Source organism: Cupriavidus sp. CuC1 (assembly GCF_044627735.1).
In the GTDB taxonomy this organism is placed as follows: Bacteria; Pseudomonadota; Gammaproteobacteria; order Burkholderiales; family Burkholderiaceae; genus Cupriavidus; species Cupriavidus ulmosensis.
Window position 1 is genome coordinate 1 of record NZ_JBIUHC010000099.1, and the last position, 22733, is coordinate 22733.

Below are 22733 nucleotides of genomic sequence, written 5' to 3' on the forward strand. Positions count from 1 at the left end.
AAAGTGACATCTCACACGTTCTAAAACGGCAACACCGCCCAGCCGCGACAGCAGCTAGAAGCAATAAAACCCCGCCCTAAAGAAACACCCCCGCGTCAGCGGGCCACAAGCAATACACATCGCACACTTCCCCCAACCTACAATTCCCGCTCCAAGCTCAACAGACTTTGCGAACGAATCAGCGGAACGGGATACTAGGAGGTGGCGCGCAGCCGGACGCTTACGTTCCCTATTGCGTCCCGTTATGCCCTCTTATGCGCTGCCTGCCGGCTCCTCCCAGTCGAAGCGCCAGATCGCCAGCAACGCGAACAACGCGGCAAAGGCCAGCAACATGCCGATCGGCACCAGTGCGGCCTGCAGCGGCAGCCCGCGCCAGGTCATCGCGTCCAGCCCGTCCACGGCCCAGCGCGTGGGCAAGGCCAGCGACGCCGATTGCAGCCATGACGGGAACAGGAAGGCCGGCACCCAGGCGCCGCCCAGCATCACCATCAGCAAGGTGGCAAAGATCGCCAGCCCGCGCGTGGCCGCCGGCGTGCGCCCGAGCGCCGCCACCAGCAGGCCGAAGCTGGCGGTGGTCAGGGCAAAGGCCACCGCCACCCCGGCAAAGCCGGCCACGCTGCCATCGATGCGCACGCCAAAGAATGCGATGGCGGCGCTGAAGATCAGCGCCATCAGGATCACGGCCGTGAGCGCGCCGCTGACGATGCGGCTGCCCAGCAGCAGCCCGCGCGACACCGGCGCGGCACGCAGGCGCTGCCACAGGCCAAGGCGGCGCATCAGCAGCAGCCCCACGCCAGACTCGATGCCCATGAAGAGGATGAACTGCACGCCCATGCCGGCAAAGGCATGCGCGTAGCTGTTGTAGGGACGGCCGCCCTGCGCGCTGGCCGGCTGCTCGCGCGCCTCGAACGGCAGCCCCATCCGCATGCCGGGCAGGCCAGCCGCATCCGGGCCGCTCGCGGCGCGCGCCGCCTGTGCCCGTTGCACGCGCTCGATGCTGTCGACCATCGCAAGCACATCCTGGCGGTACGCGCCCGGGAGAGCCGGATTCGCTGCCATCGCGCCGCGCAGTGCGCCGAGCGGCCGGGCCGCATCCGGCCCGCTGCTCATGGCCGCCTGCGATACCGCTTCCATCACGTGCTGGGTCAGCACGCCGCGCACCACCGCCAGCGCAAGCGCCTGCGAGGGATCGTAGCGCAACGTCAGCACCGGCTTGTCCCGTGCGCCGAACAGCGCGCCGGGCGCCGCCTCGCCGAATCCGCCCGGCAAGGTCACGGCCACCTGCACCTTGCCTTGCCGCACCGCGTCGTCGGCTGCACGTGCCGGCAGCTCGCGCAACAGCAATGCGGGATCCTGCCGCAGCGCCGCGACGATCTTCTGCGACAAGGAACTGTCATCGAGGTCGCTGAGCGCCACCGGGATGCGCGATGGTTTCTGCATGGCGGGGTTGAACAGGTAGCCGAAGAATGCTGCGATAGCGATGGGAGCGGCCACGCCCGTGACGAGCGCCCGGCGATCCGAGAAATACAGCCGCAGGTCCGCGCGGACCAGTGCGAACAGGGCAGTCACTGCATTCGACGCGCTCATGCTCCGTCCCTCAGTTGCCGCCCGGTCAGGGCCAGGAACACATCCTCCAGCGTGGCCCGGCTCGACGCCAGGTGCCGCACCGCATGGCCGCGGGTGGCCAGCCAGGCCATCACCGCGGGCACGGCGCACGCGAGATCGTCCACGCCGACGCTCAGCACTTCGCCGCTTTGCTGCGCGTGGCGTACGTGGTGCGCGGCGCAGTCGTGCGCCAGTTGCGCGGCGTCGAGTGCGCCGTCGACCGTGACCTGCAGCGTCTCGGCTACCGGCAGCCGGCCATAGAGGCCGGCCAGCGTGTCGCTGGCCACCACCTGTCCGTGGTCCATGATCACGATGCGGTCGCACAGGCGCTCGGCCTCTTCCATGTAGTGCGTGGTGTAGAGCAGCGCCTTGCCACGCTCGCGCAGCGCTTCCAGGCTGTCGAAGATGGCGTTGCGGCTTTGCGGGTCGACCCCGGTGGTGGGCTCGTCGAAGATCAGGATATCGGGATCGTGGACCAGCGCGCAGGCAATGTTCAGGCGGCGCTTCATGCCGCCGCTGAAATGCGTGGGCTTGTCGCGCGCGCGGGCCGACAAACCCACCAGCGCCAACGCCTCGGCCGTGCGCTCGCGCAGCAGCGAGCCCGACAGGCCGTAGAGCGCGCCGAACAACTCCAGGTTGGCGCGCGCAGGCAGTTCCTCATAGAGCGACAGTTCCTGGGGCACCAACCCGATACGGCGCTTGAGCACGTTCACGGCGCGCGCGTCGGCATCCTGCAGCGCGCGGCCGCCGATGAGGACGCGGCCGGCATCGGGGGCGACCAGGCCGCACAGCATCGCCACCGTGGTGCTCTTGCCAGCCCCGTTGGGCCCCAGCAGGCCGGTGATCTCGCCGCCCGCGGCGGTGAAGGCAACCTCCTTCACCACCGCCCGCGTGCCATACGATTTGCCTAGGCCGATGGCTTCGAGCATGGTGCGCCCCTCTCGTGAAGACGCAGCGATTCTAGCCGAGGCGTGCGGCCCGAACACCAGCATCGCGTCCCCACGCAAGGGGCCGGCTGGACAAGCCCTACCCGATGTGGCATAACTGACCGTGCTGCCTCCCAAAACGGCAGCGCGCTTGCCAGGATTTTCCACCCTTCATTCGAGACCGCATGCTCCTCGTCCCGCACCGCAACGCAGTCCGCCGCCATGCCATGCATGCGGTGGCGACGCGTGCATGCGCGGCCAAGGGCGGCGTGCGCTCGCTGCGCGCCACACCGGCCGCGGTCAACACCTATGGTTTCGCCGCCGTGCTTTTCCAGGCCGTGCGGGGAAACCAGGACACACCAGCCAGGTCCTGACTTTCCCCGCACGGCACTTTGCCTGAGGGCGCGCGTTGCGCCCCTTGTCCAATGTGCAACCTGGGAGAAAAGCCATGTCTTCGTCTTCGATCTATCACAAGACCCTCTGTGCGATCGGCACCGTCGCCGTCGTCTACTTTCTCATCAATCTCTGATTGAGCACGGGGCAACGGCTTAGCCGTTGCCCCGTCATGGCCCTGCACCCCTTTTTCCTGCCGCGGCGCGTTCGCGGCATTCACTTCGCACGCCTTCATCGCCATGGAGCTCACCAAGAATTTTGTCAAAGCCAAGCGCCCCTGCGCCGATGGCTACCGCTGGTTCGTCCGCAACCGCCAGGGCGGCAGCGACTACCAGCACCTGCTCGACGCCCTCGTCGATGCCGGCCGCGTTGACGACGCCTGCTGGCTGCTCACACAGTTCGGCCCCACCGACGCCGTGCTGGCCGTGGACGCCATCGACGCCGATGCCGTGGTCTTTGCCGGCTCGCTGGTGGTGCGCGGCAGCATCGACGTCGAGACCACGCTGCGCGCCGGCGGCAGCATCCAGGCCGGCGGCGGCATTCGCGCGGGCCGGGCCATCGTGGCCGGCGACAGCGTCGCGGCGTCCGGCGGCATTCACAGCGGCGGCGTGCTCGATGCCGGCGGCGATATCAAGGCCGCATGGGGCATCGACGTGCAGGAAGCAATCACCGGCGGCAGCAACCTCAAGGCCGGCTGGGATGTGCTGTGCGGCGGCAAGATCGCGCTCGCCGGCAGCGCGGTGGCCGGGCAGGACCTGGTTGGACAAGCGGCCATTCACTGCGGCAAGAGCATTCGCGCCGGTGGTGTCATCGACGCGCGCCACACCGTGCGCACCGGCCACGGCATCGAGTGTGGTGCTTCCATTCGCTGCGGCATGCATCTGGAAGCCGGCTGGGGCATCAAGGCGCTCGAGGCCATCGTGGCCGAATGCGCCATCAAGGCGGGCGAAGGCTTGCAGGCGGGCGACGATATCCGCGCGGGCATAGGTTATGGCGTGTACGCCGGCCTGGATGTGAGGGTCGATGCCTGGCCGGCGAGTGCGAGGGTGCTGGCGGCGCGCAAGCCCGAAGGCCTGGTGAGCGGACGGTGGGAGGAACCTGCCATGCGCTGAGTTGCCAACGCCCGCCTTGCCTTTGTTCCTTTGCCGTTTTCACCGTTCTCACCGTTCTCATCCATCCCCTGGGAGATAAAGCGATGTTCTACAAAGTCTTGCTGGTCCTGGCCTTCTTCATGGTCGTGGTGTTTGCCCTGGCACGGGGCTTCCAGCACATGCCGGCATAACAGCCGCGTCTCCAGGAGAACGACATGTCCATCATGGCGCCGGCCATGGCGATTCCGTGGCTCGCGCGCAAGCTGGAACTGCGCATCGATGTCAGCCACCGTCCCGCCGAACTCGACCAGGAGTTCGGCTCCATCTACGGCCGCCTGCACCGGCCGGGCGATCGCCTGCACGGTATCCCGGCAATCGCCACCGACTCGCCGGAGCTGGTGATCCGCTACAGAGAGGCGGATGGCGAGTACTACGTCTATGTGGAGGACGTGGCACGCAAGCGCCTGGCCGGTTACACCGTCTTCAACCGCCTGATCGAGGTGGGACGGCGCGCCGACCGCTACCTGCGCGCACCGCACTCCAAGTACGAGACGGCCTACCAGCGCCGCGGACTGGCCACGGCGATTTATCGGTGGGGGCTCGATGCGGGCCTGTGCCTGATGACCGGCGCGCGGCAGTCCGCCGGCGCCAATGCCCTGTGGCATTCGCTGTCGAAAGACTATGTGCTGGGTTATGTGGATCTGCGCTATAAGACGCTGACCTATCTCGGGAAGGAGGTCAGCCGCGAAGTGCATGACGACCTGCATACGCGGATGGTCCTGCTGGGCAAGGGCTGGAGCATCGAGCGGCTGGCGGCGGCCACCGGCATGCTGTAAAGCCGCGCTGGCGCCGCTTGCGGGCTGCGTGAAAACCGGAATCGCCCGGGCTAATTGTTTCGCTCCGAAACAACTAGCCCGAGCGAATCGCTGAATTTTACGAAGTCGCATCTCAAGTTACAAATATGTTGCAACTTAGGCACTTCTCGCCTCTCCAGATTTCCTCGGATGCGTCGTAATCTTCAAACGTGCCAACCGGCGCTGCAACCCAATAGGAAATCATGTCCGAACGCCTCATCATGCTTGACGTCCCCGGTGTCCTCTACTCGAGCCGCTCCGAGGCTCGGCTGGGCGGAATTCCCGATACCGGCACCCTGCGCGACGTCCGCTTCTTCGATCCCGTCGCGCTCGGTTTCGTGCGCCGCCTGTTCGGCCTGGCCGGTGCCCGCGTGGTGGTATCCGAGGCATGGCGCCGTGGCGTTCCCGCCGCCATCCTGCAGCAGCTTGACCTGCAGGTAGAGGGCATGACCCCCGACGTGCCCGGCGGCCACGCTGCGCGCATCGCGGCCTACTTTGCGCGCCGCCCGGCACCGCAGGCCTTTGCCATCCTGACCTGCGACACGGCGTCGATGCAAGATCCGCAATACGCGCACCTGCTGCCGCACGTGGTCAGCGTGAATCCGGCCGAGGGCCTGACGCCGGCCAACTTCAAGCAGGCGCTGGACATGCTCGGCGTGGCATGCCCGTCCACCCTGTGTCTCGACACGCGGCCCGACGCACGCGTGGAAGCCCGGCTGGAGCGGCTGCGCCGCCTGGCCAAGGAAGCGCCTGCGCGCTTCGGCGCGGGCACCGTTGCAGCGCCGCTGCTGCAAGACGTTCCAACGCTCGCGTTGCCGGCGCGGCGCACTGAAAAGATGCTGGCGCACGCCTGATACGCTACACGCCAGTGCAAGCCGGCCCCGGCCGCGGCGCGCCTGTTCGGCGCGTAGCGGCCGGGGCCGGCTTGGCTTTCAGGCCGCCTGGCTACCCGCTTTTTGACTGAACACCAGCACCAGCCCAAGCACGATCGCCACCATGCCCGCCAGGCTCAGCGCGGCAAGGCGATTGCCCAGGAACAGGTAATCCATCAGCGCGGTCACGGCCGGCACCAGGTAGAACAGGCTGGTGACGTTGACCAGGTTGCCCGCCTGGATCAGCCGGTACAGCAGCAGCGTGGCGCCCACCGAAATCACCAGCGCGAGCCATCCCAGCGACAGCGCGAAGCCCGCCGTGGGCGCCACCGCCATCGGCTGGAACGGCACGAACAGCAGGCACAGCGCCAGGCCAGCGCCGTATTGCAACGGCATCACATCGAGCGGCGCCTGCCGGATGCGCTTTTGCAGGATGGCGCCGATCGTCATGCACGCCAGCGCGGCGAGCGCAAAGCCCATGCCCAGCGGCGAGATGCGCGCCAGCCCGATGCCCTGGTAGACCACCAGCACCAGCCCGCACAATGCCACCGCAAGCCCGGCCAGCCGGCGCGCGGAAAAGCGCCGCTCCACCAGCAGCAAGGTCAGGATGGGCTGCACGCCCAGCAACGTGGCCAGCACGCCTGGCGTGATGCCGCGCGCCAGCGCCAGCAGGTAGAAGATCGAATACGCACCGGTCAGCAGCAGCCCGGCGCAGACCACCTGCAAGCGCGTGCCGGACTGCGGCATCCAGCGCCGCCGCCATGCCGCGAGTGCCAGCAGCACGGCCAGCGCCAGCGCAAAGCGCGCGGCCAGCAAGGCAAAGGCAGAAGCGTATTCCAGCCCGAGGCGCGCAAAGATGGCGCCGCTGCTCCATAGCAGCACGAAGAGCGTGGTCGAGCCATGCGCGCTCTGTGCGGTTTTGTTCAAAGCCATGAGTTTCACCTGTCACGGTAATCCGGAGAAACAATCCGGAAACCCCGGCGCGCCCCGGCACATAGACACCGCGCGGGGGCGAACGCCCCCTGGCATCAGGTAGGGACCAGCCGAAGAAGGAAAATGCCGAAAAAAAGACGGGCTGAAGGTCAGCCCAGCACGGCTGGGGGCGGCGGCGCAAGGCCGGCCCGCGTGCGCGGCGGGGAAGTGACAGGCGGTGCGAACGATGCGAACAATGCGAAAGCGGCGCACGGCCGGACCGCACCCGTACGGGTCGCGATGGCGGCAAAGGCGTTGTGCGCAGCGTGATGCATGGGAATCCGCAAGAAAGGATGGGGGCGGGGAAGCAAACACCCAGGTCCCGAAGGACTGCGTAACGTTACACCACGCCAACGCGCGTGGCAACGCTGTCACGCTTGCCGGCCGCTCGCTGGCCTAGGCCACCGGCGCGCGATCCACCGCGAGCCGGCTGCCGACCGCGACCAGCCACATCGCCAGCAACGCCAGCCCCCACAGCACCAGCACCCGGCCCGCCGCCAGTTGCTCATCGACCAGGTAAGTGCTGCACAGCTGCGACTCCGCCTCCTGGTACAGCAAGCCCGCGGTCAGCATCATCCAGGTGCCGTTGATGACAAAGAAGCCCTGCAGCACGGGGCCGGCGGCCTGCCACGAGGCGCGCGCCAGCAGCCCCGCCAGCACCATGCTCGCCACCTTGGCCATGCCCATGGGGCCCGCAAGCGTGGCTTCGTCCAGCGCCACTGGCAGCATCCAGTAGCTGACAATGCACCACGCCGCCAGCAGGCCGGGCAGCCCCGCCGCGTTCCATGGAGCCAGCCAGGCCACCAGCCGCGGGCCGGCACAGCGCGCCGCCCACCAGCCGGCAAGTGCCAGCAACGGCAGTTCCAGGCCCATATGCCTGGCCATGCTCGCCTCCAGCCATGGGCGAAACAGCGCGGCCAGGGCCAGCAGCACGCCGGGCAGGCAGGCCTGCCAGCCGGGTGCAAGCCGCACCCTCACGGCCGGCCGCGCAGCACGTCGGCCAGCGCCAGGTCCGGCCGCTCCACGTCATAGGCAGCGGCCAGCCGGCCTTGCGCGTCGACCAGGAACAGCGCGGCATTGTGCGAGTAGCCGCCCAGCCCATCGGGCAGCACGACGATGCCGAAGGCGTCGAGCAGGCCGCGCAAGCGCGCGGGCTCGGCCACCGTGGCGAAGATCCAGATGGCAGGATCGGCGCGCAGCGTGCGCGCATAGGCCAGCAGCGCGGCGGGCGTGTCGCGGGCCGGGTCGAAGGAGAGCGTCAGCAGGCGCACGCGATCCTGCAGGCGGCGCTCGCGCAATTGCTGCTGCAGCCAGGCCTGCCCCGACGCGCTGGTGCGGCAGATTGCCATGCATTGCGTATAGACGAAGGTCACGAGCGTGACGGGCAACTCGCTCTTGTCAATGCTCTTGTCAGTGCTCTTGCCCTGCGCAATGGGGCCGCCGAACGCGTACTGCCGACCCGCCTGGTCGAGCAATGCCAGCGCCGGCAACTCGCGCGGGGCGCGAGCCAGATCGAGGCGCCGGGCGCCATCGGCGCTGACCGTGCGCAGGCCGCGCGTAGTGGCGAACACTGCCGCACCGGCCAACACCAGCACGAGCGCAACCATCGCCAGCGTCCTGCTCCATGCACGCGTCATGGCTTGGCGGCACCTCCCGCGGTCATGAATGCCTGCAGCGCCTCGCCGCCGTGCCAGGGCGCCTTCTGCGCGACGGAAGCCGCGCGCGCCGCCGCTACCTGCGCGGCCTCGACCGGCGCGGCGCCATTGCCCCACTGGCTGCGGATATGCGTGGCCAGCGCCGCGATCTCCTGGTCGGAGAACTGCTCGCCAAAGGCCGGCATGGCGCCGTTGTAGGTGGAGCCAAGCACGTCCAGCGGGCCGCTCATGCCGTGCAGCAGGATCTGCGCGAGCCGGTCCGGATCGCCGTTGACCCATGGCGAGCCGGCCAGCGGCGGGAACACGCCGGCAATGCCCTGCCCGCTGGCCTGGTGGCAGGCCTGGCAATTGGCGGCGAACAATTGCTTGCCGTCGGCCACCCTGCCCTGCCCGGCGGGCGCGGCCAGCGCGGCCAGGTCGCGCCGGTCGCCCAGCGCGGCGCTGCCGTCGGCGCGCTCGATCAGGATGTAGCTGATGGCCCAGGCCAGCAGGCCACACACCAGCGCCAGCACGATTTTTGGCACCGGGTTGTGCTGCTCGAACGGATCGGCGTTTTCTGTCTTATGGGCTTGCGAGGGCTTCATCTTGGCTGGCTGGCTTGCGCGCCGGCCGCGGGCGGCGTCGGCGAGCTGGAGGCGGATTGAGAAGAAGCGATCGCACCGAGCGGGTTGGAAGGTGCGATCGAAACGGATGCCAGCGTAGCGCGCCCCGGCGAGTGGCCGGTTGCGTCGGCCACGGCCGCCTGCTCCACCACCGGGTAGGTGTGGCGCAGGCCAATCAGGTAGGCCACCAGGTCCAGTGCCTGGGGCGTGGCTACCACCACCTTGCCGGGCGGCACCGTGCCGCCCGGCAGCGCGACCACCTTGTCGCTCTTGCTGACGGCGCCTTCCGCCTTCAGCTCGAACAGGAACGGATAGCCCGGCATGATGCTGTCCGCCACATAGGCGCGCGGCTGGTAGAGATGGCCCAGGTGCCAGTCCGCGCTCGGCTGGCGCACGCCGATGTTGAACAGGTCCGGGCCGGTGCGCATGGTGCCGAGCAAGGGCGGGCTGTCATAGTGGTAGTCGGCCGCCACGGACGGACGGCCCCAGCCGCGCGCGCCGTCGGCACGCCCGGCGCCGGTGGAGCTGGGCTGCTGCGTATGGCAGGCGATGCAGCCGTTGGCGAGATACACCTCGCGCCCGCGCAGCTGCTCGCTGGTGTAGGGCGCCAGCGCCGCCGGCGCGGGCACATCCTTGAGCTGCAGGAAGGGCACCACGATCATGGCCGAAGTGGCGAGCGAGAGCGTGACCATGGCCCCGCCCACAAGTTTGAGTTCGTTTTCCATGTTCAGGCAGCCGCTTGGGAAACCATGCGATCGGTCTGCGCAAGCGCGGAAGGACGCAAGACCATCAAGGCAAAGTGGAAGGCAAAGACCAGGTGGCCGAGCGTCATCAGCGCGCCGCCCAGCGAGCGCCCCTGCAGCCAGGGCAGCGTGAGCGTCACCGATTCCATGAAGGGACGCGCCGGGTCCAGCAGCGCCAGGCCCTGCAGCACGCCGCCGATGCTCAGCGTGATGAGGTAGGTGGAGAAGCCCGCCACCACCAGCCAGAAATGCAGCGAGATCAGCGCGGGCCGGGGCCACGGCGCGTCGACGATGCGCGGCAGCGCGAAGTAGATGCCGCCGAAGATCACCATCGACACGAAGCCGTACATGCCCAGGTGCGCGTGCGCCACGGTGAAGTGCGTGAAGTGCGTGACCGCGTTGAGCGAGCGCAGCGCCTCGAACGAGCCCTGCACCGACGCCAGCGTGTACATGATGGCGCCGAACACGATGAAGCGCAGCGTGGCCGAGTGGCGCAGCGCGCCAAAATGCCCCTTGAGCGTCAGGTGCTGGTTCACCGAGAACGCGGTCACCGGGATGATCATCATCACGCTCTGCACGATCGACAGCGTGATCAGCCACGGCGGAATCGGGCCGCCGATCAGGTGGTGCGCGCCGACCTGGCCGTAGAAGAACGCCAGCGTCCAGAAGCCCAGCAGCGACAGGTTGTACGAGCGCACCGGCCGCCCGATCACCTTGGGCAGGAAGTAATAGACCGAGGCGAGCGACAGCGGCGTATAGAACAGACCCAGCACGTTGTGCCCAAACCACCAGTTCATGGTGGCCTGCTCCACGCCGAAATGCACGCCCGGGATCTTGGCCACCACATACAACACCGGGAACCAGAACAGCGCCGCGCCGATGTACCAGACCGACACGTACAGATGATGCACGCGGCGCTTTTGCAGCATGAACGCCAGCGGCAGGCCGATCAGCATCCCGCCCAGTGCGAACAGCAGGCCCACCTGCCACGGGATCTCCAGCCACTCCATGCCGGCATTGATGCCCACGGCAATGGCGCCCAGCCCCGCCACGAGCCCGGCATTCCAGACCAGCGCGCCGATCATGGCAAAGCGCCCGCCCAGCAGCGGCGTGCGCAGCAAGCGGGGCAGCATCCACAGCGTCAGCCCGAGCAACCCCATCGGCGCCCAGCCATAGGCCACCGCGTTCAGGTGCAGCGTGCGCAGGCGGCCAAAGGAAAGCCAGGCCTGCTCGGTCAGCAGGTCGGGCATATGCAGCTTGAGTGAACTGAGCAGGCCGGCGGCGGACGCCACCACCAGCCAGACCACGGCGCAGCACAGCATCAGCAGGGCCGGCAGGGCGCTGGAGCGATCGGCCTCATGCCGCGCTGCCAGCTCCGCCTCGAGATCGGCGCGGGCCGCGGCGCTCGCGACAGGCGCCTCCCGGCTGGACGCCGCGCCCACCCAGAGCGCCTGGCGCTGCACCAGGTCGCTCGACGGCTCCTCCGGCTGGCCGACCTCGCCGGGCGCGAAGATGGTGCGCGCACCGGCGGCTTCGAGATCGAACAAGCCCTTGCGCAACGACCAGATGAAAGCAAACAGGCCACCAACCGACAGCAGGAAGGTAGCTAACAACAGACTCGTGGGATCCATGGGTTTCCTTGCACTTCCCAGACGGCGCCGTGGCGGCCGTGGCTTACGTACAGTGAATGCTAAGGAGGCAAGGCCGGGCCGAACAGCATCAGATCGGACCAATACGACCGGATCAGAGGGATTCCGGCGCGACATGTTGCCGCAGCAAGTCCGCCGAAGCGGGATATTTTTACGCGCTGTGTCGCGCCTCGCGCGGATACGATACAGTTGCCGGAAATCAGACGCGCGCCAAACAGTGGATCATCGATGCCGCCCAGCAAGCCAGACACACCCCAATGCAAAGACGGGGAAGCCGCTCCCGGCACGCTCTACGAAATGCTGGCCGACGATATCGCGCAATCGATCCAGGCCGGCACCCTGCGGCCCGGCGACCGCCTGCCCTCCGTGCGCCAGGCCAGCGCCAGCCGCGGGCTCAGCCCCTCCACGGTGTTCCAGGCTTACTACCTGCTGGAGGCACGCGGTCTGATCATCGCGCGCCAGCGCTCCGGGTACTTCGTGGCAAGCACCAGCCGCGTGCTGCCGCCCGAGCCCGAGGCCGCGTCGCAACCGGCGGAAGACTCCACCGTGCTGAACGTCAGCGAACTGGTCTTCGACGTGCTGGCATCGGCCAAGCAGCGCGAACTGGTGCCGCTCGGCTCCGCGTTTCCCAGCCCGCTGCTGTTTCCGCTGCCGCGCCTGGCCAAGTCCATGGCGGCGGTCGTCCAGCAGCTGGACCCATGGAGCTCGGTGGACGACATGACGCCGGGCAACGCCGGCCTGCGCCGCCAGATCGCGCTGCGCTACCTGATCGACGGGCTCACCGTGCACACGGACGAGATCGTCATCACCAACGGCGCGCTGGAAGCGCTGAACCTGTGCCTGGCGGCCGTCACGCGCCCGGGCGACGCGGTCATCATCGAGTCGCCCACCTTCTACGGCGCGCTGCAGGCGCTGGAGCGCCACGGCCTGCGCGCCATCGAAGTGCCCACGCACCCGCGCGAAGGCATCGAGCTCGACGCCCTGGCCCGCGCGCTGGAACGCCACCGCCCGAGCGCGTGCTGGCTGATGACCAATTTCCAGAATCCGCTGGGCAGCCTGATGCCCGACGACAAGAAGCGCGACCTGGTGCAGTTGCTGGCGCGGTTCGAAGTGCCGCTGATCGAGGACGACGTCTACGGCGAGCTGTACTTCGGCAACAAGCGCCCCACCCCGGCCAAGGCGTTCGACACGCAGGGGCTGGTAATGCACTGCGGATCGTTCTCGAAATGCCTGGCGCCGGGCTACCGGATCGGCTGGGCCGCGCCCGGACGCTTCGCGCGCGAAGTGGCGCGCGCCAAGCTGACAAGCACGCTGACGGTAGCGGCGCCGACGCAAGCCGCTATCCTTAACTACCTGGAGAAGGGTGGCTACGATCGTCACCTGCGGCAGTTGCGCCAGGCGCTGATGCAGCGGCAGGACGTCTTCGCGCAGGCCATCGCGCGGCACTTCCCGCCGGGCACGCGGGCCACGCGGCCGGCTGGGGGCTACTTCCTGTGGATCGAAATGCCGCCCGGCACCGACAGCCTTGCGCTGCACCGCTACGCCCTCTCGCACGGCATCAGCATCGCGCCCGGCCCGATTTTCTCCGCGCATGGCGGCTTCCGGCATTGCCTGCGCATCAACTGCGGCCACGATTTCGACGACAGGACCGACGCCGCGCTCGCCACGCTGGGCCGCCTGGCCAGGCTGACGATGCAATAAGGGCAGCACCGCACCTGCCTTACAATGCGCGGCCCAATGGAGAACACAAGATGGAATCCCGCCTGACCGAACTAGAAATCAAGGTTGCCTTCCAGGACGACCTGCTCGACACGCTCAATCTCGCCGTGGCGCGCCAGCAGCGGCAGATCGACCTGCTCCAGGAACAGCTCCAGGCCCTCTACCAGCAGGTGCGCTCCAGCGGCACGGGCGGTGGCGACAACGGCCCCCAGCACGAACTCCCGCCGCATTATTGATAGTGCGAACGGGCCGCAGCCCGACTGAACAATTGAACGAAGCCGGTGCAGTCGCGGTCAGAAGGGATAACGCGCAAGACGCCAACCTGGAGGCACCGCAGCATGCCGACGACGCAACGCCGCACCCGGCCCCGCAAATCCCTGACAACGCTCAAAGCCACCGCCGCCGCCGGCGCGCTTGCCATGCTGGGCGCCGCCAGCGCCTGGGCCGGCTATAACGTCTGGACCGGCGACTACACATTCTCCCGCCAGGAACTGCAGGACGCCGTCGACAAACGTTTCCCCGCAACGTTGCGCTACGCCCAGGTGCTCGACGTCCAGCTGACGCATCCGCGCCTGCTGCTCGACGAAGCCAACAACCGCGTGACCACCCAGGTGGATGCACAGGTCAGCAACACCTTGCTGCCTGCGCCACCGATCAACGGCACGCTTTCACTGAGCAGCGGACTCAAATACGATCCGGCCAAACGCGCCGTGCTGCTCGACAATCCTTCCGTCGAACGGGTCCAGGTCGCCGGTATGCCGGCGCAATATGGCGAGCAACTGAACGCTATCGGCGCGGTCGTGGCGCAGCAACTGCTGCGCGACTACCCGCTTTACACGTTCAAGCCGGAAGAATTGCACGTTGCCGGCAAGGATGTGGAGCCGGGCGCCATTACCGTGCTGGCCGACGGCATCAAAGTCCAGGTCAATACGCGTTAAACGCAATACGTCCCCCCTATTTGCATCAAATACCGATGCCGTCGCCGTGCAAGACATGTTGTATCCGCGCACGCATTCATACCAGAAATTCGCCCGGTAAATTCACGTCGCGCGAGTAATGTCGCGCGACCGGTTATACTCCGCGCTCCACAACTAACGGGTAAATACAAATGGCCGTAGCAAAGAAAGTCGCAACCAGCGCAGCAGCAAAGACCAAGCCGGCAGCCGCCAAGAAGGCAGCAGTTCCGGCAAAGAAGGCCAGCGTGCTGGCTCGCGAACTGGCCGCTGCAAAGAAGGGTCTGCTGAAGCTGCGCGCTGATGCAAAGAAGGCGATCGAAGCCGCAAAGCGCGAAATCAAGGCCGCTGCTGAAGCCGCCAAGAAGGCCGTGCTGGCTGAGAAGCAAGCCGCCAAGGAAAAGCTGGCTGCACAAAAGGCCAAGGCCAAGCCGGCTGCGAAGAAGCCGGTGGTGAAGGCCGCCGTGGCGAAGAAGGCTGCAAAGCCGGCCGCCGCCAAGAAGGCAGCAGCACCGAAGGCCGCCGCTCCGAAGGCAGCTGCTCCGAAGGCAGCCGCACCGAAGAAGGCCGTCGTGAAGGCAGCCCGCAAGCCGGCAGCTCCGAAGAAGGCCGTGGCCGTCAAGGTCGAGGCAGAAGCGCCTGTCGCCGCGAAGTAAATCGCGCGAGGGCCAGCGCGGCAGGTGGCCCGGACATGCGCGCGGTAATCCGCGCGGTGCTCCGGTCCCCGCCGCGCACCACTTTTGTGCGAACCGGCTGGCGCCCTGCAGGGCCGGCCGGACATCTCCAGTCAACGTCCCCGTTTTTTCAAGCAGCCCTGGCCGATCGGCATTTCCCGATTAGCGCCGCCTGGCTTCGCCCGTCATTTTCCCCATTGCCCGCCAAGAGTTTCGCCGCGTCTTAAGCCAACGCTTAAGGTGGCACGCCAAACGACAATACGGCGAAAACTTAACCCCACGCTCCGCCATTCCTCAAACCCGGTTTGTCGAATTTCGGCCACGCATTGCACGCGGCTCAATCCGCCAGCATTTGGCGATGCGGCTCCTATTTGCGGAATACCAGGCTGAAGTTATTGGCCGGCATCGGGATTGGCTCGTCCATGCGAAAGCCCTCGGCCTCACCCAGCGCCATCACGTCTTCCATATTGCGCACGCCCCATTGCGCGTTCGCGCTGCGCAACTGCACATCGAAAGCGGCATTGCTCGGCGCGGTATGTTCGCCGTTGCGCCGATACGGGCCGTACAGGTAAAGCACGCCGCCGGCGGGCAGCAAGCGCCCGGCGCCGGCGAACAGCGCCTCGGCCGCCGCCCACGGCGCGATATGGATCATGTTGATGCAGACGACCGCCTGCGCCGCCTCGATGCCCCAGGGCTGCTGGCGCACGTCCAGCACCAGCGGCGCGAGCACATTGGCCAGCCCGGCGTGCTCCGCCCAGCCCGCGATCGACTCGCGCGCTGCAGCGTCCGGGTCGCTCGGCTGCCAGGTCAGCCCCGGCAGCGCGGCGGAGAAATAGGCGGCGTGCTGGCCGGTGCCGCTGGCGATCTCCAGCACCAGGCCGTTCTGCGGCAAGACCCTGCGCAGCACCGCCAGGATGGCGTCGCGGTTGCGGTCGGTGGCCGGCGCCATGCGGCGCGCGTCGTGTTGGCCGTCTTGGTTCGGCATCTTGTTGCTCCTGCAGGGTTGGGGTCTGGGTCCGGGTCTGGGTCTGGGCTGCAAGGGCGCATTGGCCCCGCGGCTCGATACCGCAAGCGTAGCAGGCATGGCGGCGCCCGCCCCTATCTCGCCTGCGCCGGCCCGCGAGGCGGTGGCCCGAAACGTTCCCGGTATTCGCCGGGGGTGACGCCGATGCGCTTGAGAAAGGCGCGATGCAAAGCGTCCACGCTGCCAAAGCCTGCGCGCTCGGCAATGCGCTCCAGCGGCCAGCCCGAGCCCTCCAGCAGGGCTTTGGCGCGCTCCACGCGCGCACCTTCGACGAAGCGGGCAGGCGGCTCGCCGGTCTCCCTGGCGAATGCCCGCGCGAGCGACCGTTCGCTCATGCCCGCGCGCTCCGCCAGCGCCGGCCCTCTCAGGTCTCCCCTGGGGTCGTCGATGATGGCCGCCAGCAATGCGCGCAGCCTGGGCGTGGCACTCCCCTGCAGCCGCAGGCCGGTACTGAACTGCGACTGCCCGCCAGGGCGCCGCAGGAACAGCACCAGCTCGCGCGCCACCGCCAGCGCCAGCTCGGGGCCGCAATCGGCCTCGACCAGCGCGAGGCACAGGTCGATGCCGGCGGTCACCCCGGCCGATGTATAGAAGGGTGGATCGGCTACGAAGATCGCGTCAGGCTCGACCTGCACCGCCGGGCACAGCGCCTTCAGCAAGCCGCACGCATTCCAGTGCGTGGTGGCACGGCGCCCGTCTAGAAAGCCGGCCGCGGCCAGCATGAACGCCCCCGTGCAAACGCTGGCGATGCGACGCGTATGCCGGGCGCGAGCCTGCAGCCAGAGCAGCAGGTCCGGGTCGGCTGCGGCGCGGCGCAGGCTCTGCTCGCTGCCGCCCGCGACCACCAGCGTGTCGATACGCTCCGGCAAGTCGGCAAGCGCAACCGCGCCGGCGAGGCGCAGGCCGGCATGCGTCCCAAGTTCGCCGCCGGCCTGCGTGGCGAGCCTGACCTCATAAGGCTTGCGGCCCGCGGGACTATGCAGGTTCGCCACCGCGAAGACCTCCATCGGCCCCACCACGTCGAGCGACTGGACGCCCTCGAAGCCGAGCACTACCACCTTTCGTGTTGTTCGCTGTAGATAAGCCATGGCAAAGAATGCGGCAATTCTGGCCTTTTTGCCAGCCCCGTCGGGAGGTATGTTCGAGCTATGCGCACCTGGCGCAAAACGCACCAACCGCACCAACCGAGGACACCATGCACTACGCCATCATGACCCGCCTTGCCGCCTTCGCGCTGTGCATCTGCTCGCTTTACGGTTGCCTCAAGCCCGCCGTGCATCCTCCCGCCTCGAGCGCGCCCACGGGAACCAGTCACGCCGCAGCCGCGTCGCCGCCAGGCATGCCGGCGACGATCGCCCTGCCGGCGCCCAAGGCCGGGCGCGCGCGGCCAGTGGTCGCGGTGCTGGCCGACAACGCCGGCACCGAGGTGACCGATTTCGTGATTCCCTTCGCGGTACTGAAAGAGGCGGACGTGGCCGACGTGCATGCCGTCTCGACAGATGCAGGCACCGTCACGTTGATGCCGGCCCTGCGCGTGCGGGCCGACCTGTCGGTGGCGGGCTTCGACGCGGCCTTTCCCGCGGGCGCGGATATCGTGATCGTGCCGGCGATGCATAGCGACGACACGCCCGCCACGCTGGCGTGGCTGCGCGCGCAGGCGCAGCGGGGAGCGCTCGTGGTGGCGGTCTGCGAAGGCGCACGCGTGGTCGCCAATGCCGGGTTGCTCGATGGCCGCTCGGCTACGACACATTGGTATGCCATGCGCAGTGTCGCCGCGAAATTTCCAGCCACACGCTGGGTGCGCGACAGGCGTTACCTGGCGGATGGCAACGTTGTCACCTCTAGCGGCGTGACGGCGTCTCTGCCGCTGTCGCTGGCCTTGGTCGAGGCGATTTCCGGCAGGCAGGTGGCGGTGGCCACCGCGGCACGCCTCGGCGTGGCGCAGTGGAGCCCGCTCCACGACTCCGCGCCCTTCAAGCTGGGCGCAGCGAGCATCGGCATTGCGCTCTCGAATCGCCTCGCCTGGTGGCGGCACGAAGCCATCGGCATCGCGGTGGCACCGGGCTTCGACGAGATCGCACTGGCGCTGCAGGCGGATGCCTGGTCGCGCACCTACCGCTCCGAGGCACTGGCGCTGGGCACGGCGGCAACACTGCGCTCGCGCCGGGGGCTCTGGCTTGAGGCCGACGCCACTGCCACCAGCACGACCGGCCGCCATGACTTGCCGGCATACGCCGGCTTGCCGGCGGCGGCGCTGGATGCGGCCCTGGCCGGAATCCAGGACCGCTACGGTCGCGCCACCGCGCAATTCGTCGCCCTGCAACTGGAGTATCCCCGTCCCCGCGAGCCAGCTACCAGGCGGGATCGGGATCCGGATTCGGAATAAGAAAAGCCCCCGATGACAACGTCACCGGGGGCTTTGCGGCGCATGGGAAAAAGCTATCCCGCGCTATCTTGCCGCGCTTACGCCTTGCTGGTCTTGACGCTCGTGGTCTCGGCCGTCAGGTAGCCAACCGCGGCGCCGAAGCGGTCCTTGTAGTTGGCGCGCACCAGCGGATCCAGCGTCGCCTGGACCTTGGCGTGCAGGCTGCCCCAGTCGCCGGCGTGCTGGAAGTTGTTCATGATGTAGGTCCAGCCGTTGATCTCGTCCACCGCGTGCAGGCCGGTGGATTCCGCGCCGGCCGGGGTCGAGAGCACGCGCGACAGCTTCTTGGTGTCTACGTTGTAGGCCCACAGGAAGTTGTTGACGTGCTGGCTGCTGTCCTCGCCGATGAACAGGGTGCGCAGCTTTTCCGAGAACTTGAGGTTGTCCGGGTTGGCGATCATGTCCGGATCCGCCAGGTTGCCGAGCGCGTCCGCGGCGGTGTCCTTGCCCACGATCAACGCCTTGGTGTGCACCGGCACCCATTCGCTGTTGATGGCCGCGCCGTCCAGGTCCTTCTGGCCGCCGGTCAGGTTGTGCTGCATCACGCCGCCAGCCTTGAGCGCCGCCGGCACCGAAATGCCGCTCTGTGCGTTCCAGCCCTTGGCGGTGTTGCCGTTGACCATCGAGTCCTGGATGTTCTGCAGCGCGGAGTAGGCCACCTTGTCCTTGATGTTGACGGTGGTGCCTTCCATCTTGGTGAAGCCCATGCTGCCGCCCTTCAGGAAGGCGTAGCGGTGGGTTTCCAGGAAGGCCGCGGCCTTCTCCTTGCCCGGGTAGACCTTGATCCAGTTGGCGGTGCCGCTGATGAAGATCTTGGTAAAGCTGGCGTCCGCGGGGTCGATCGTGCGCACGTCCATGATGTCGGTCGGCAGGTTGGACTTGGCCATGGCTTCGACTTCAGCGCTGGTGGCGTGTCCCAGGTTGACCCACGTCAGGTCGGCGCCGGCGGCGGCCGGGTCGATGGAAAAGCCCGCGCCCACCTTGGCCACGTACAGCGTGCCGGCGGACAGATCCTTCTCCTTGTCGGCCACGAACATGAACAGGCCGCTGTTGGTGGCGTCGTCGCCCATCAGCACGGTGCGATTGTCCGGCATCACCTGCACCAGCTCGTGCGAGATGCGGCCCATGCAGAAGTGCTTCTTGATGCTGGCGGTGCCGTCGGGATTGACCGTGACTTCGGGCATGTGGCCGTAGAAGTACGGGTTGGCCACGACGCTGGAGGTGCCGAGCAGGCTCTTGCTGAACGCCAGGAACTGCGCGTTGGCGCTGGCCGTGAAGGCGTCCGGCTCGTACTCCTCGCTGGACAGGTGGGTGTTCCATGGCGACAGGCTGGCGCCGCAGGTAATCCACAGGCCATTGACCGCCGAAGTGTCGACGTTGTGGTACTTGACCAGGGTCAGCTTGCCGGTGGCCGGGTCCTGGTCCAGCGTCAGCACGCCGATCGGGGACGGCAGGCGGCCATAGGCATCCGCGCCCGACTGGTCCCGCGTGGTGTACTCGAACTGGACCACGGCGAACACCGTGTTGCCCTTCACGCCGGCCACCTTGGCGCCGTCGATCTTGAGCAGCGAGGTGCCGTCGGGCGAGTCGGAGTAGAACTGGCGTTCCTTGCCGGCCACCGATTTGTCGATGATCGGCTGGTTGTTGATGTCGAAGTAGCCGCCGGCGAGGATGCTGCCGCCCTTGCCGTCCGGGACCATGTCGCCGGTGACGAAGAAGGGCTGGTAGGCCAGCTTGTAGGTCTGGCTGCTGCCGTCGCTGAACGAAACCTTCAGGCTTGAGCCCACCGTGGTGGTAGCCATCGCAGCGGCGTTGTTCAGCGTGGGCGCCGCCATGCCGGTGAACTCGGCGGTCGTAAACGTGGCGCCGGCAGGCGTGACGGGCGTCGGCGCCGGAGCGGCTATTGCGTCGCCATCGCCACCGCAACCGACCAGGAAGGCGGTAGCGCCAAGGCCCAGCGGCAGCATGGGTGCGCCGGCCAGGAATTTAAGCGCCTTGCGGCGGGATGCGTCCGGTTTGTCGAGCATTCTTCTTTCCCGTTTCGTTATGTGAATGATTGGGCGGCGCGCGGGTGCGCTGCCGTGCCGCGCGCTCGTGGGGACAACCGCGCACCGTTCAGGCCGATACGCATCCTATGAATGATTTGTTACAGCCTGTTGAAACTGACTTAACTTGCAGACATCCAGGAGGCCTCTCGCACAATCCGGGCGACTGGGGCGGCTGCGGTACACTGGCGCAGGCCCCAACCCGGGGCCCCGATTCCTTTAGCTTTCCGCCCGCCGGCGCCGCTCATGGCGCGCCGTGACGCGGCCTAACCCGTGCCGACCTACACCCTCGCTTCTCCCGTCCAGTCAGACCTGGAAATCCGCAAGAGCCGCTTCATCGGCTATGCATTGCCCGTGCCCGACCGCGCCGCGGCCATGGCCGAAGTGGCGCGCCTGCGTGCCGACCACGCCACCGCCACCCATGTCTGCTGGGCGCTGCTCGCGGGGGGCCAGTCGGGCATGTCCGACGATGGCGAGCCATCCGGCACCGCCGGCCGGCCCATGCTGGAAGTGCTGCGCCACCATGAGCTGGAAGGCGTGCTGGCGGCCGTGGTGCGCTATTACGGCGGCGTCAAGCTAGGTGCGGGCGGGCTGGTGCGGGCCTATACGGACGCGATTGCCGTGGCCCTCAAGGATGCGCAGCGCATCGAGCGCATCGCCTATGCCGAGCTGGCTACCGAGGTGGATTACGCGGACGAGGCGCGCGTGCGCCGCTGGATCGAGCAGGAGAGCCACGTGCTGGCACATGCCGAACACGGCGCGGCTGCCCGGCTGACCATCCGGCTGCCGGCCAGCCTGCTGGCACCGGCACGGGCGGCGCTGCGCGACGCCACCCATGGCCGTGCGCGCTTTCCGGAAGCGGACGAGGGCAAGGACGAGGGGCAGTCATGAGCAACGGCACCAGCGCGGCCCCGGTGGCCTTTGTGGCGCGCCTGGAGCCGCAGGGCAGCACCTTTCCCGCCCTGCCCACGCAGACGCTGCTCGAAGCCGCGTTGCAGGCCGGCTTGAAATTCCCCAGCTCCTGCCGCAACGGCACCTGCCGCACCTGCCTGTGCCGGCTGTCCGCCGGGCGGATCGGCTACCGCATCGCGTGGCCGGGCGTGAGCTACGACGAGCGCGACGAGGGCTATATCCTGCCGTGCGTGGCGTATCCCGAGAGCGACGTGGTGATGGAAACGCCGCAGGCACCCTAGCGCGGCATAGGCGTCAGGCAGCCACCTTGCGCACCCGCCTTGGCGCGGCGCGCTCGCGCGCCTCCAGGCACTGCATAAAAAACTGCCACGCGATACGTAACGCATCGGGACCGGACGGATCGGCAAAGGCCTGGCTGGACGGGCCACCGCTCCACGCGTGCCCGAGCCCTTCGATGCGCACCAGCCGGATGTAGGGCTCGCCCTCGCTCGACCAGGGAAAGATGCTGTAGGGACGGCGCTGGCCGCACTGGACCCGGCGCGGCTTTGCCAGCAGCGGTGGCTGCGCCAGCAGTTGCTGCCAGAGCGCGGCGCAGGCCAGCGCGTTGTCGAAGTGCACCACGCGATCGGCATCGCCGTGCAGCAGCAGCAAGGGCGGCGGGCGGCGCCCCGCCAGTTGAAACCGCGCCGCGTCCACGTCGGGATGGCCCTTGCCGTGCATGACCCGCGCCGCCTGCGCGGCGTTGGACGCGCTGAGCGGCACCGCCCCGGAATGCGAGCCGACCGCGACAAAGCGGTCCGGGTAACGCAGCCCCAGTATCACCGCCATGGCCCCGCCCGCCGACAAGCCAAGCGCAAAGACGCGTTCGCGGCGAACCGGATGCTGCTGGCAGACATGCTCGACGATCGACATCAACAAGCTTGCCTCGGCTACCACGCGCGCAGCAGAGCGGAACCAGTTCCAGCATCGCTGTGCGTTGGCCTGCGACGATTGCTCCGGCATCAGCACCACGCAGCCCGCGCTGCGCGCCAGCGTAGCCGCGCGGGTGCAAGCCGCAAAGCTGGCCGTGTCCTGGCCACAGCCATGCAGCAACACCAGCAAGGGCGCTGGGCGCGAGGCGCTCACCCCCGGCGGGATAAACACCCGGTAACGGCGCTGCACCAGCGGCCCCAGCCCCCAGCTGCCTTCCTCCCAGCGTCCGCCACCGCGGCTGATTGGCGTTGGCACCGGCGAGGCCACGCCGGTCAGCACGCGCTGCGCGGCCTTGCTCATCGCCTCGCCCTGCTTGACCGCCGAGCGGATCGCGGACTTCGTGACCGTGCGCTGCGCGCGCCGGACATTGCGGGTGGCGATCTTGCTCAACGTATTCCAGAGCTTGGTGCCGCTGCTTTTGCGTCGTGTCATCGGCGATATGCCATTGGCGGCATCTCCAGCGCGGGGTTGCGGGAACGCGCTGCCTCCAAGGCACATCTCGCGTGGATGCACAGTGTTTCGCTGCAGCGCAGCAGCCAGTATGCCGCGCGCAAGGACGCTCTGTCAGCCCTATTCCGTGCGAACCGCGCCACGTCGGTGCATTCCTACAGGACGACGCGGCGCGCACCCAATAGCGGCACCGGCAC

General features: G+C 67.9%; 23 protein-coding genes. 11 read left to right on the plus strand and 12 right to left on the minus strand.

Going from position 1 to position 22733, the window contains the following annotated elements; all coding sequences use genetic code 11:
* Positions 1 to 252: 252 nt before the first annotated feature.
* Entirely contained in the window at positions 253 to 1587 is a 1335-nt protein-coding gene (locus ACGLHR_RS33315; RefSeq protein ID WP_400099143.1) for an ABC transporter permease, read from the minus strand.
* Positions 1584 to 2534 carry an ABC transporter ATP-binding protein gene (locus ACGLHR_RS33320; protein ID WP_400099145.1) on the minus strand — a complete coding sequence of 317 codons (951 nt, stop codon included), beginning with the start codon at positions 2532 to 2534 and terminating at the stop codon, positions 1584 to 1586. The genes ACGLHR_RS33315 and ACGLHR_RS33320 overlap by 4 nt, the downstream gene beginning before the upstream one ends.
* 182 nt (positions 2535 to 2716) lie before the next feature.
* Here ACGLHR_RS33320 and ACGLHR_RS33325 point away from each other — a divergent pair, with 182 nt between their 5' ends.
* From ACGLHR_RS33325 to ACGLHR_RS33340, 4 genes are all read left to right on the plus strand, one after another.
* Positions 2717 to 2905, plus strand: a complete 189-nt coding sequence (locus tag ACGLHR_RS33325; RefSeq protein ID WP_174423822.1) for a hypothetical protein — start codon at positions 2717 to 2719, stop codon at positions 2903 to 2905.
* A 258-nt stretch (positions 2906 to 3163) separates the two neighbouring features.
* Positions 3164 to 4036 (plus strand): hypothetical protein, encoded by an 873-nt coding sequence (locus ACGLHR_RS33330; RefSeq protein WP_400099147.1) that lies wholly within the window; start codon positions 3164 to 3166, stop codon positions 4034 to 4036.
* 194 nt (positions 4037 to 4230) lie between these two features.
* Positions 4231 to 4851 (plus strand): N-acetyltransferase, encoded by a 621-nt coding sequence (locus ACGLHR_RS33335; protein WP_400099149.1) that lies wholly within the window; start codon positions 4231 to 4233, stop codon positions 4849 to 4851.
* Positions 4852 to 5072: 221 nt separating this feature from the next.
* The gene (locus ACGLHR_RS33340; protein ID WP_400099151.1) at positions 5073 to 5723 is read left to right on the plus strand and encodes an HAD domain-containing protein; all 651 of its coding nucleotides are present in this window, start codon (positions 5073 to 5075) and stop codon (positions 5721 to 5723) included.
* 78 nt (positions 5724 to 5801) lie between these two features.
* Here ACGLHR_RS33340 and ACGLHR_RS33345 read toward each other — a convergent pair whose 3' ends face one another.
* The 6 genes from ACGLHR_RS33345 to ACGLHR_RS33370 all read right to left on the minus strand — a co-directional run bounded on the left by ACGLHR_RS33345 (position 5802) and on the right by ACGLHR_RS33370 (position 11344).
* Positions 5802 to 6674 (minus strand): DMT family transporter, encoded by an 873-nt coding sequence (locus ACGLHR_RS33345; protein WP_400099153.1) that lies wholly within the window; start codon positions 6672 to 6674, stop codon positions 5802 to 5804.
* Positions 6675 to 7109: 435 nt separating this feature from the next.
* Positions 7110 to 7685 carry a hypothetical protein gene (locus ACGLHR_RS33350; protein WP_400099155.1) on the minus strand — a complete coding sequence of 192 codons (576 nt, stop codon included), beginning with the start codon at positions 7683 to 7685 and terminating at the stop codon, positions 7110 to 7112.
* A gap of 2 nt (positions 7686 to 7687) precedes the next feature.
* Entirely contained in the window at positions 7688 to 8350 is a 663-nt protein-coding gene (locus ACGLHR_RS33355; protein ID WP_400099157.1) for an SCO family protein, read from the minus strand.
* Positions 8347 to 8952 carry a c-type cytochrome gene (locus ACGLHR_RS33360; RefSeq protein ID WP_400099159.1) on the minus strand — a complete coding sequence of 202 codons (606 nt, stop codon included), beginning with the start codon at positions 8950 to 8952 and terminating at the stop codon, positions 8347 to 8349. The genes ACGLHR_RS33355 and ACGLHR_RS33360 overlap by 4 nt, the downstream gene beginning before the upstream one ends.
* Complete coding sequence (locus ACGLHR_RS33365) at positions 8949 to 9695, minus strand: cbb3-type cytochrome c oxidase subunit II (protein ID WP_400099161.1); 747 nt, start codon at positions 9693 to 9695, stop codon at positions 8949 to 8951. The genes ACGLHR_RS33360 and ACGLHR_RS33365 overlap by 4 nt, the downstream gene beginning before the upstream one ends.
* A gap of 2 nt (positions 9696 to 9697) precedes the next feature.
* A complete protein-coding gene (locus ACGLHR_RS33370; RefSeq protein WP_400099163.1) occupies positions 9698 to 11344 on the minus strand; it encodes a cbb3-type cytochrome c oxidase subunit I in 1647 nt (548 codons plus the stop codon).
* A 246-nt stretch (positions 11345 to 11590) separates the two neighbouring features.
* On the opposite strand from ACGLHR_RS33370, the gene ACGLHR_RS33375 reads away from it, so the two are divergent.
* From ACGLHR_RS33375 to ACGLHR_RS33390, 4 genes are all read left to right on the plus strand, one after another.
* The gene (locus ACGLHR_RS33375; protein WP_400099165.1) at positions 11591 to 13063 is read left to right on the plus strand and encodes a PLP-dependent aminotransferase family protein; all 1473 of its coding nucleotides are present in this window, start codon (positions 11591 to 11593) and stop codon (positions 13061 to 13063) included.
* Between the two features lie 50 nt (positions 13064 to 13113).
* Positions 13114 to 13317: a SlyX family protein gene (locus ACGLHR_RS33380; protein ID WP_400099166.1), complete on the plus strand. Its 204-nt coding sequence runs from the start codon at positions 13114 to 13116 to the stop codon at positions 13315 to 13317.
* 102 nt (positions 13318 to 13419) lie between these two features.
* The gene (locus ACGLHR_RS33385; protein WP_400099168.1) at positions 13420 to 14019 is read left to right on the plus strand and encodes a DUF1439 domain-containing protein; all 600 of its coding nucleotides are present in this window, start codon (positions 13420 to 13422) and stop codon (positions 14017 to 14019) included.
* 170 nt (positions 14020 to 14189) lie between these two features.
* Positions 14190 to 14690 carry a fumarate hydratase gene (locus ACGLHR_RS33390; protein ID WP_318238249.1) on the plus strand — a complete coding sequence of 167 codons (501 nt, stop codon included), beginning with the start codon at positions 14190 to 14192 and terminating at the stop codon, positions 14688 to 14690.
* Between the two features lie 385 nt (positions 14691 to 15075).
* Here the strand turns inward: ACGLHR_RS33390 and ACGLHR_RS33395 are convergent, their stop codons facing one another.
* Positions 15076 to 15693: a DUF938 domain-containing protein gene (locus tag ACGLHR_RS33395; RefSeq protein WP_400099170.1), complete on the minus strand. Its 618-nt coding sequence runs from the start codon at positions 15691 to 15693 to the stop codon at positions 15076 to 15078.
* A 113-nt stretch (positions 15694 to 15806) separates the two neighbouring features.
* Positions 15807 to 16820 carry a GlxA family transcriptional regulator gene (locus tag ACGLHR_RS33400; protein WP_400099172.1) on the minus strand — a complete coding sequence of 338 codons (1014 nt, stop codon included), beginning with the start codon at positions 16818 to 16820 and terminating at the stop codon, positions 15807 to 15809.
* A gap of 107 nt (positions 16821 to 16927) precedes the next feature.
* Between ACGLHR_RS33400 and ACGLHR_RS33405 the strand changes: the two genes are divergently transcribed.
* The gene (locus tag ACGLHR_RS33405) at positions 16928 to 18118 is read left to right on the plus strand and encodes a DJ-1/PfpI family protein (RefSeq protein WP_400099174.1); all 1191 of its coding nucleotides are present in this window, start codon (positions 16928 to 16930) and stop codon (positions 18116 to 18118) included.
* A gap of 77 nt (positions 18119 to 18195) precedes the next feature.
* Here the strand turns inward: ACGLHR_RS33405 and ACGLHR_RS33410 are convergent, their stop codons facing one another.
* Complete coding sequence (locus tag ACGLHR_RS33410) at positions 18196 to 20184, minus strand: PhoX family protein (RefSeq protein WP_400099176.1); 1989 nt, start codon at positions 20182 to 20184, stop codon at positions 18196 to 18198.
* A 291-nt stretch (positions 20185 to 20475) separates the two neighbouring features.
* On the opposite strand from ACGLHR_RS33410, the gene ACGLHR_RS33415 reads away from it, so the two are divergent.
* Both ACGLHR_RS33415 and ACGLHR_RS33420 read left to right on the plus strand, forming a co-directional pair.
* Positions 20476 to 21093, plus strand: coding sequence for an IMPACT family protein (locus tag ACGLHR_RS33415; protein WP_400099178.1), 618 nt, complete (start codon positions 20476 to 20478; stop codon positions 21091 to 21093).
* Positions 21090 to 21395, plus strand: a complete 306-nt coding sequence (locus tag ACGLHR_RS33420) for a 2Fe-2S iron-sulfur cluster-binding protein (RefSeq protein WP_400099180.1) — start codon at positions 21090 to 21092, stop codon at positions 21393 to 21395. Before ACGLHR_RS33415 ends, ACGLHR_RS33420 begins: the two co-directional genes overlap by 4 nt.
* 13 nt (positions 21396 to 21408) lie before the next feature.
* Here the strand turns inward: ACGLHR_RS33420 and ACGLHR_RS33425 are convergent, their stop codons facing one another.
* Complete coding sequence (locus ACGLHR_RS33425; RefSeq protein WP_400099182.1) at positions 21409 to 22518, minus strand: alpha/beta hydrolase family esterase; 1110 nt, start codon at positions 22516 to 22518, stop codon at positions 21409 to 21411.
* Between the last annotated feature and the right edge of the window lie 215 nt (positions 22519 to 22733).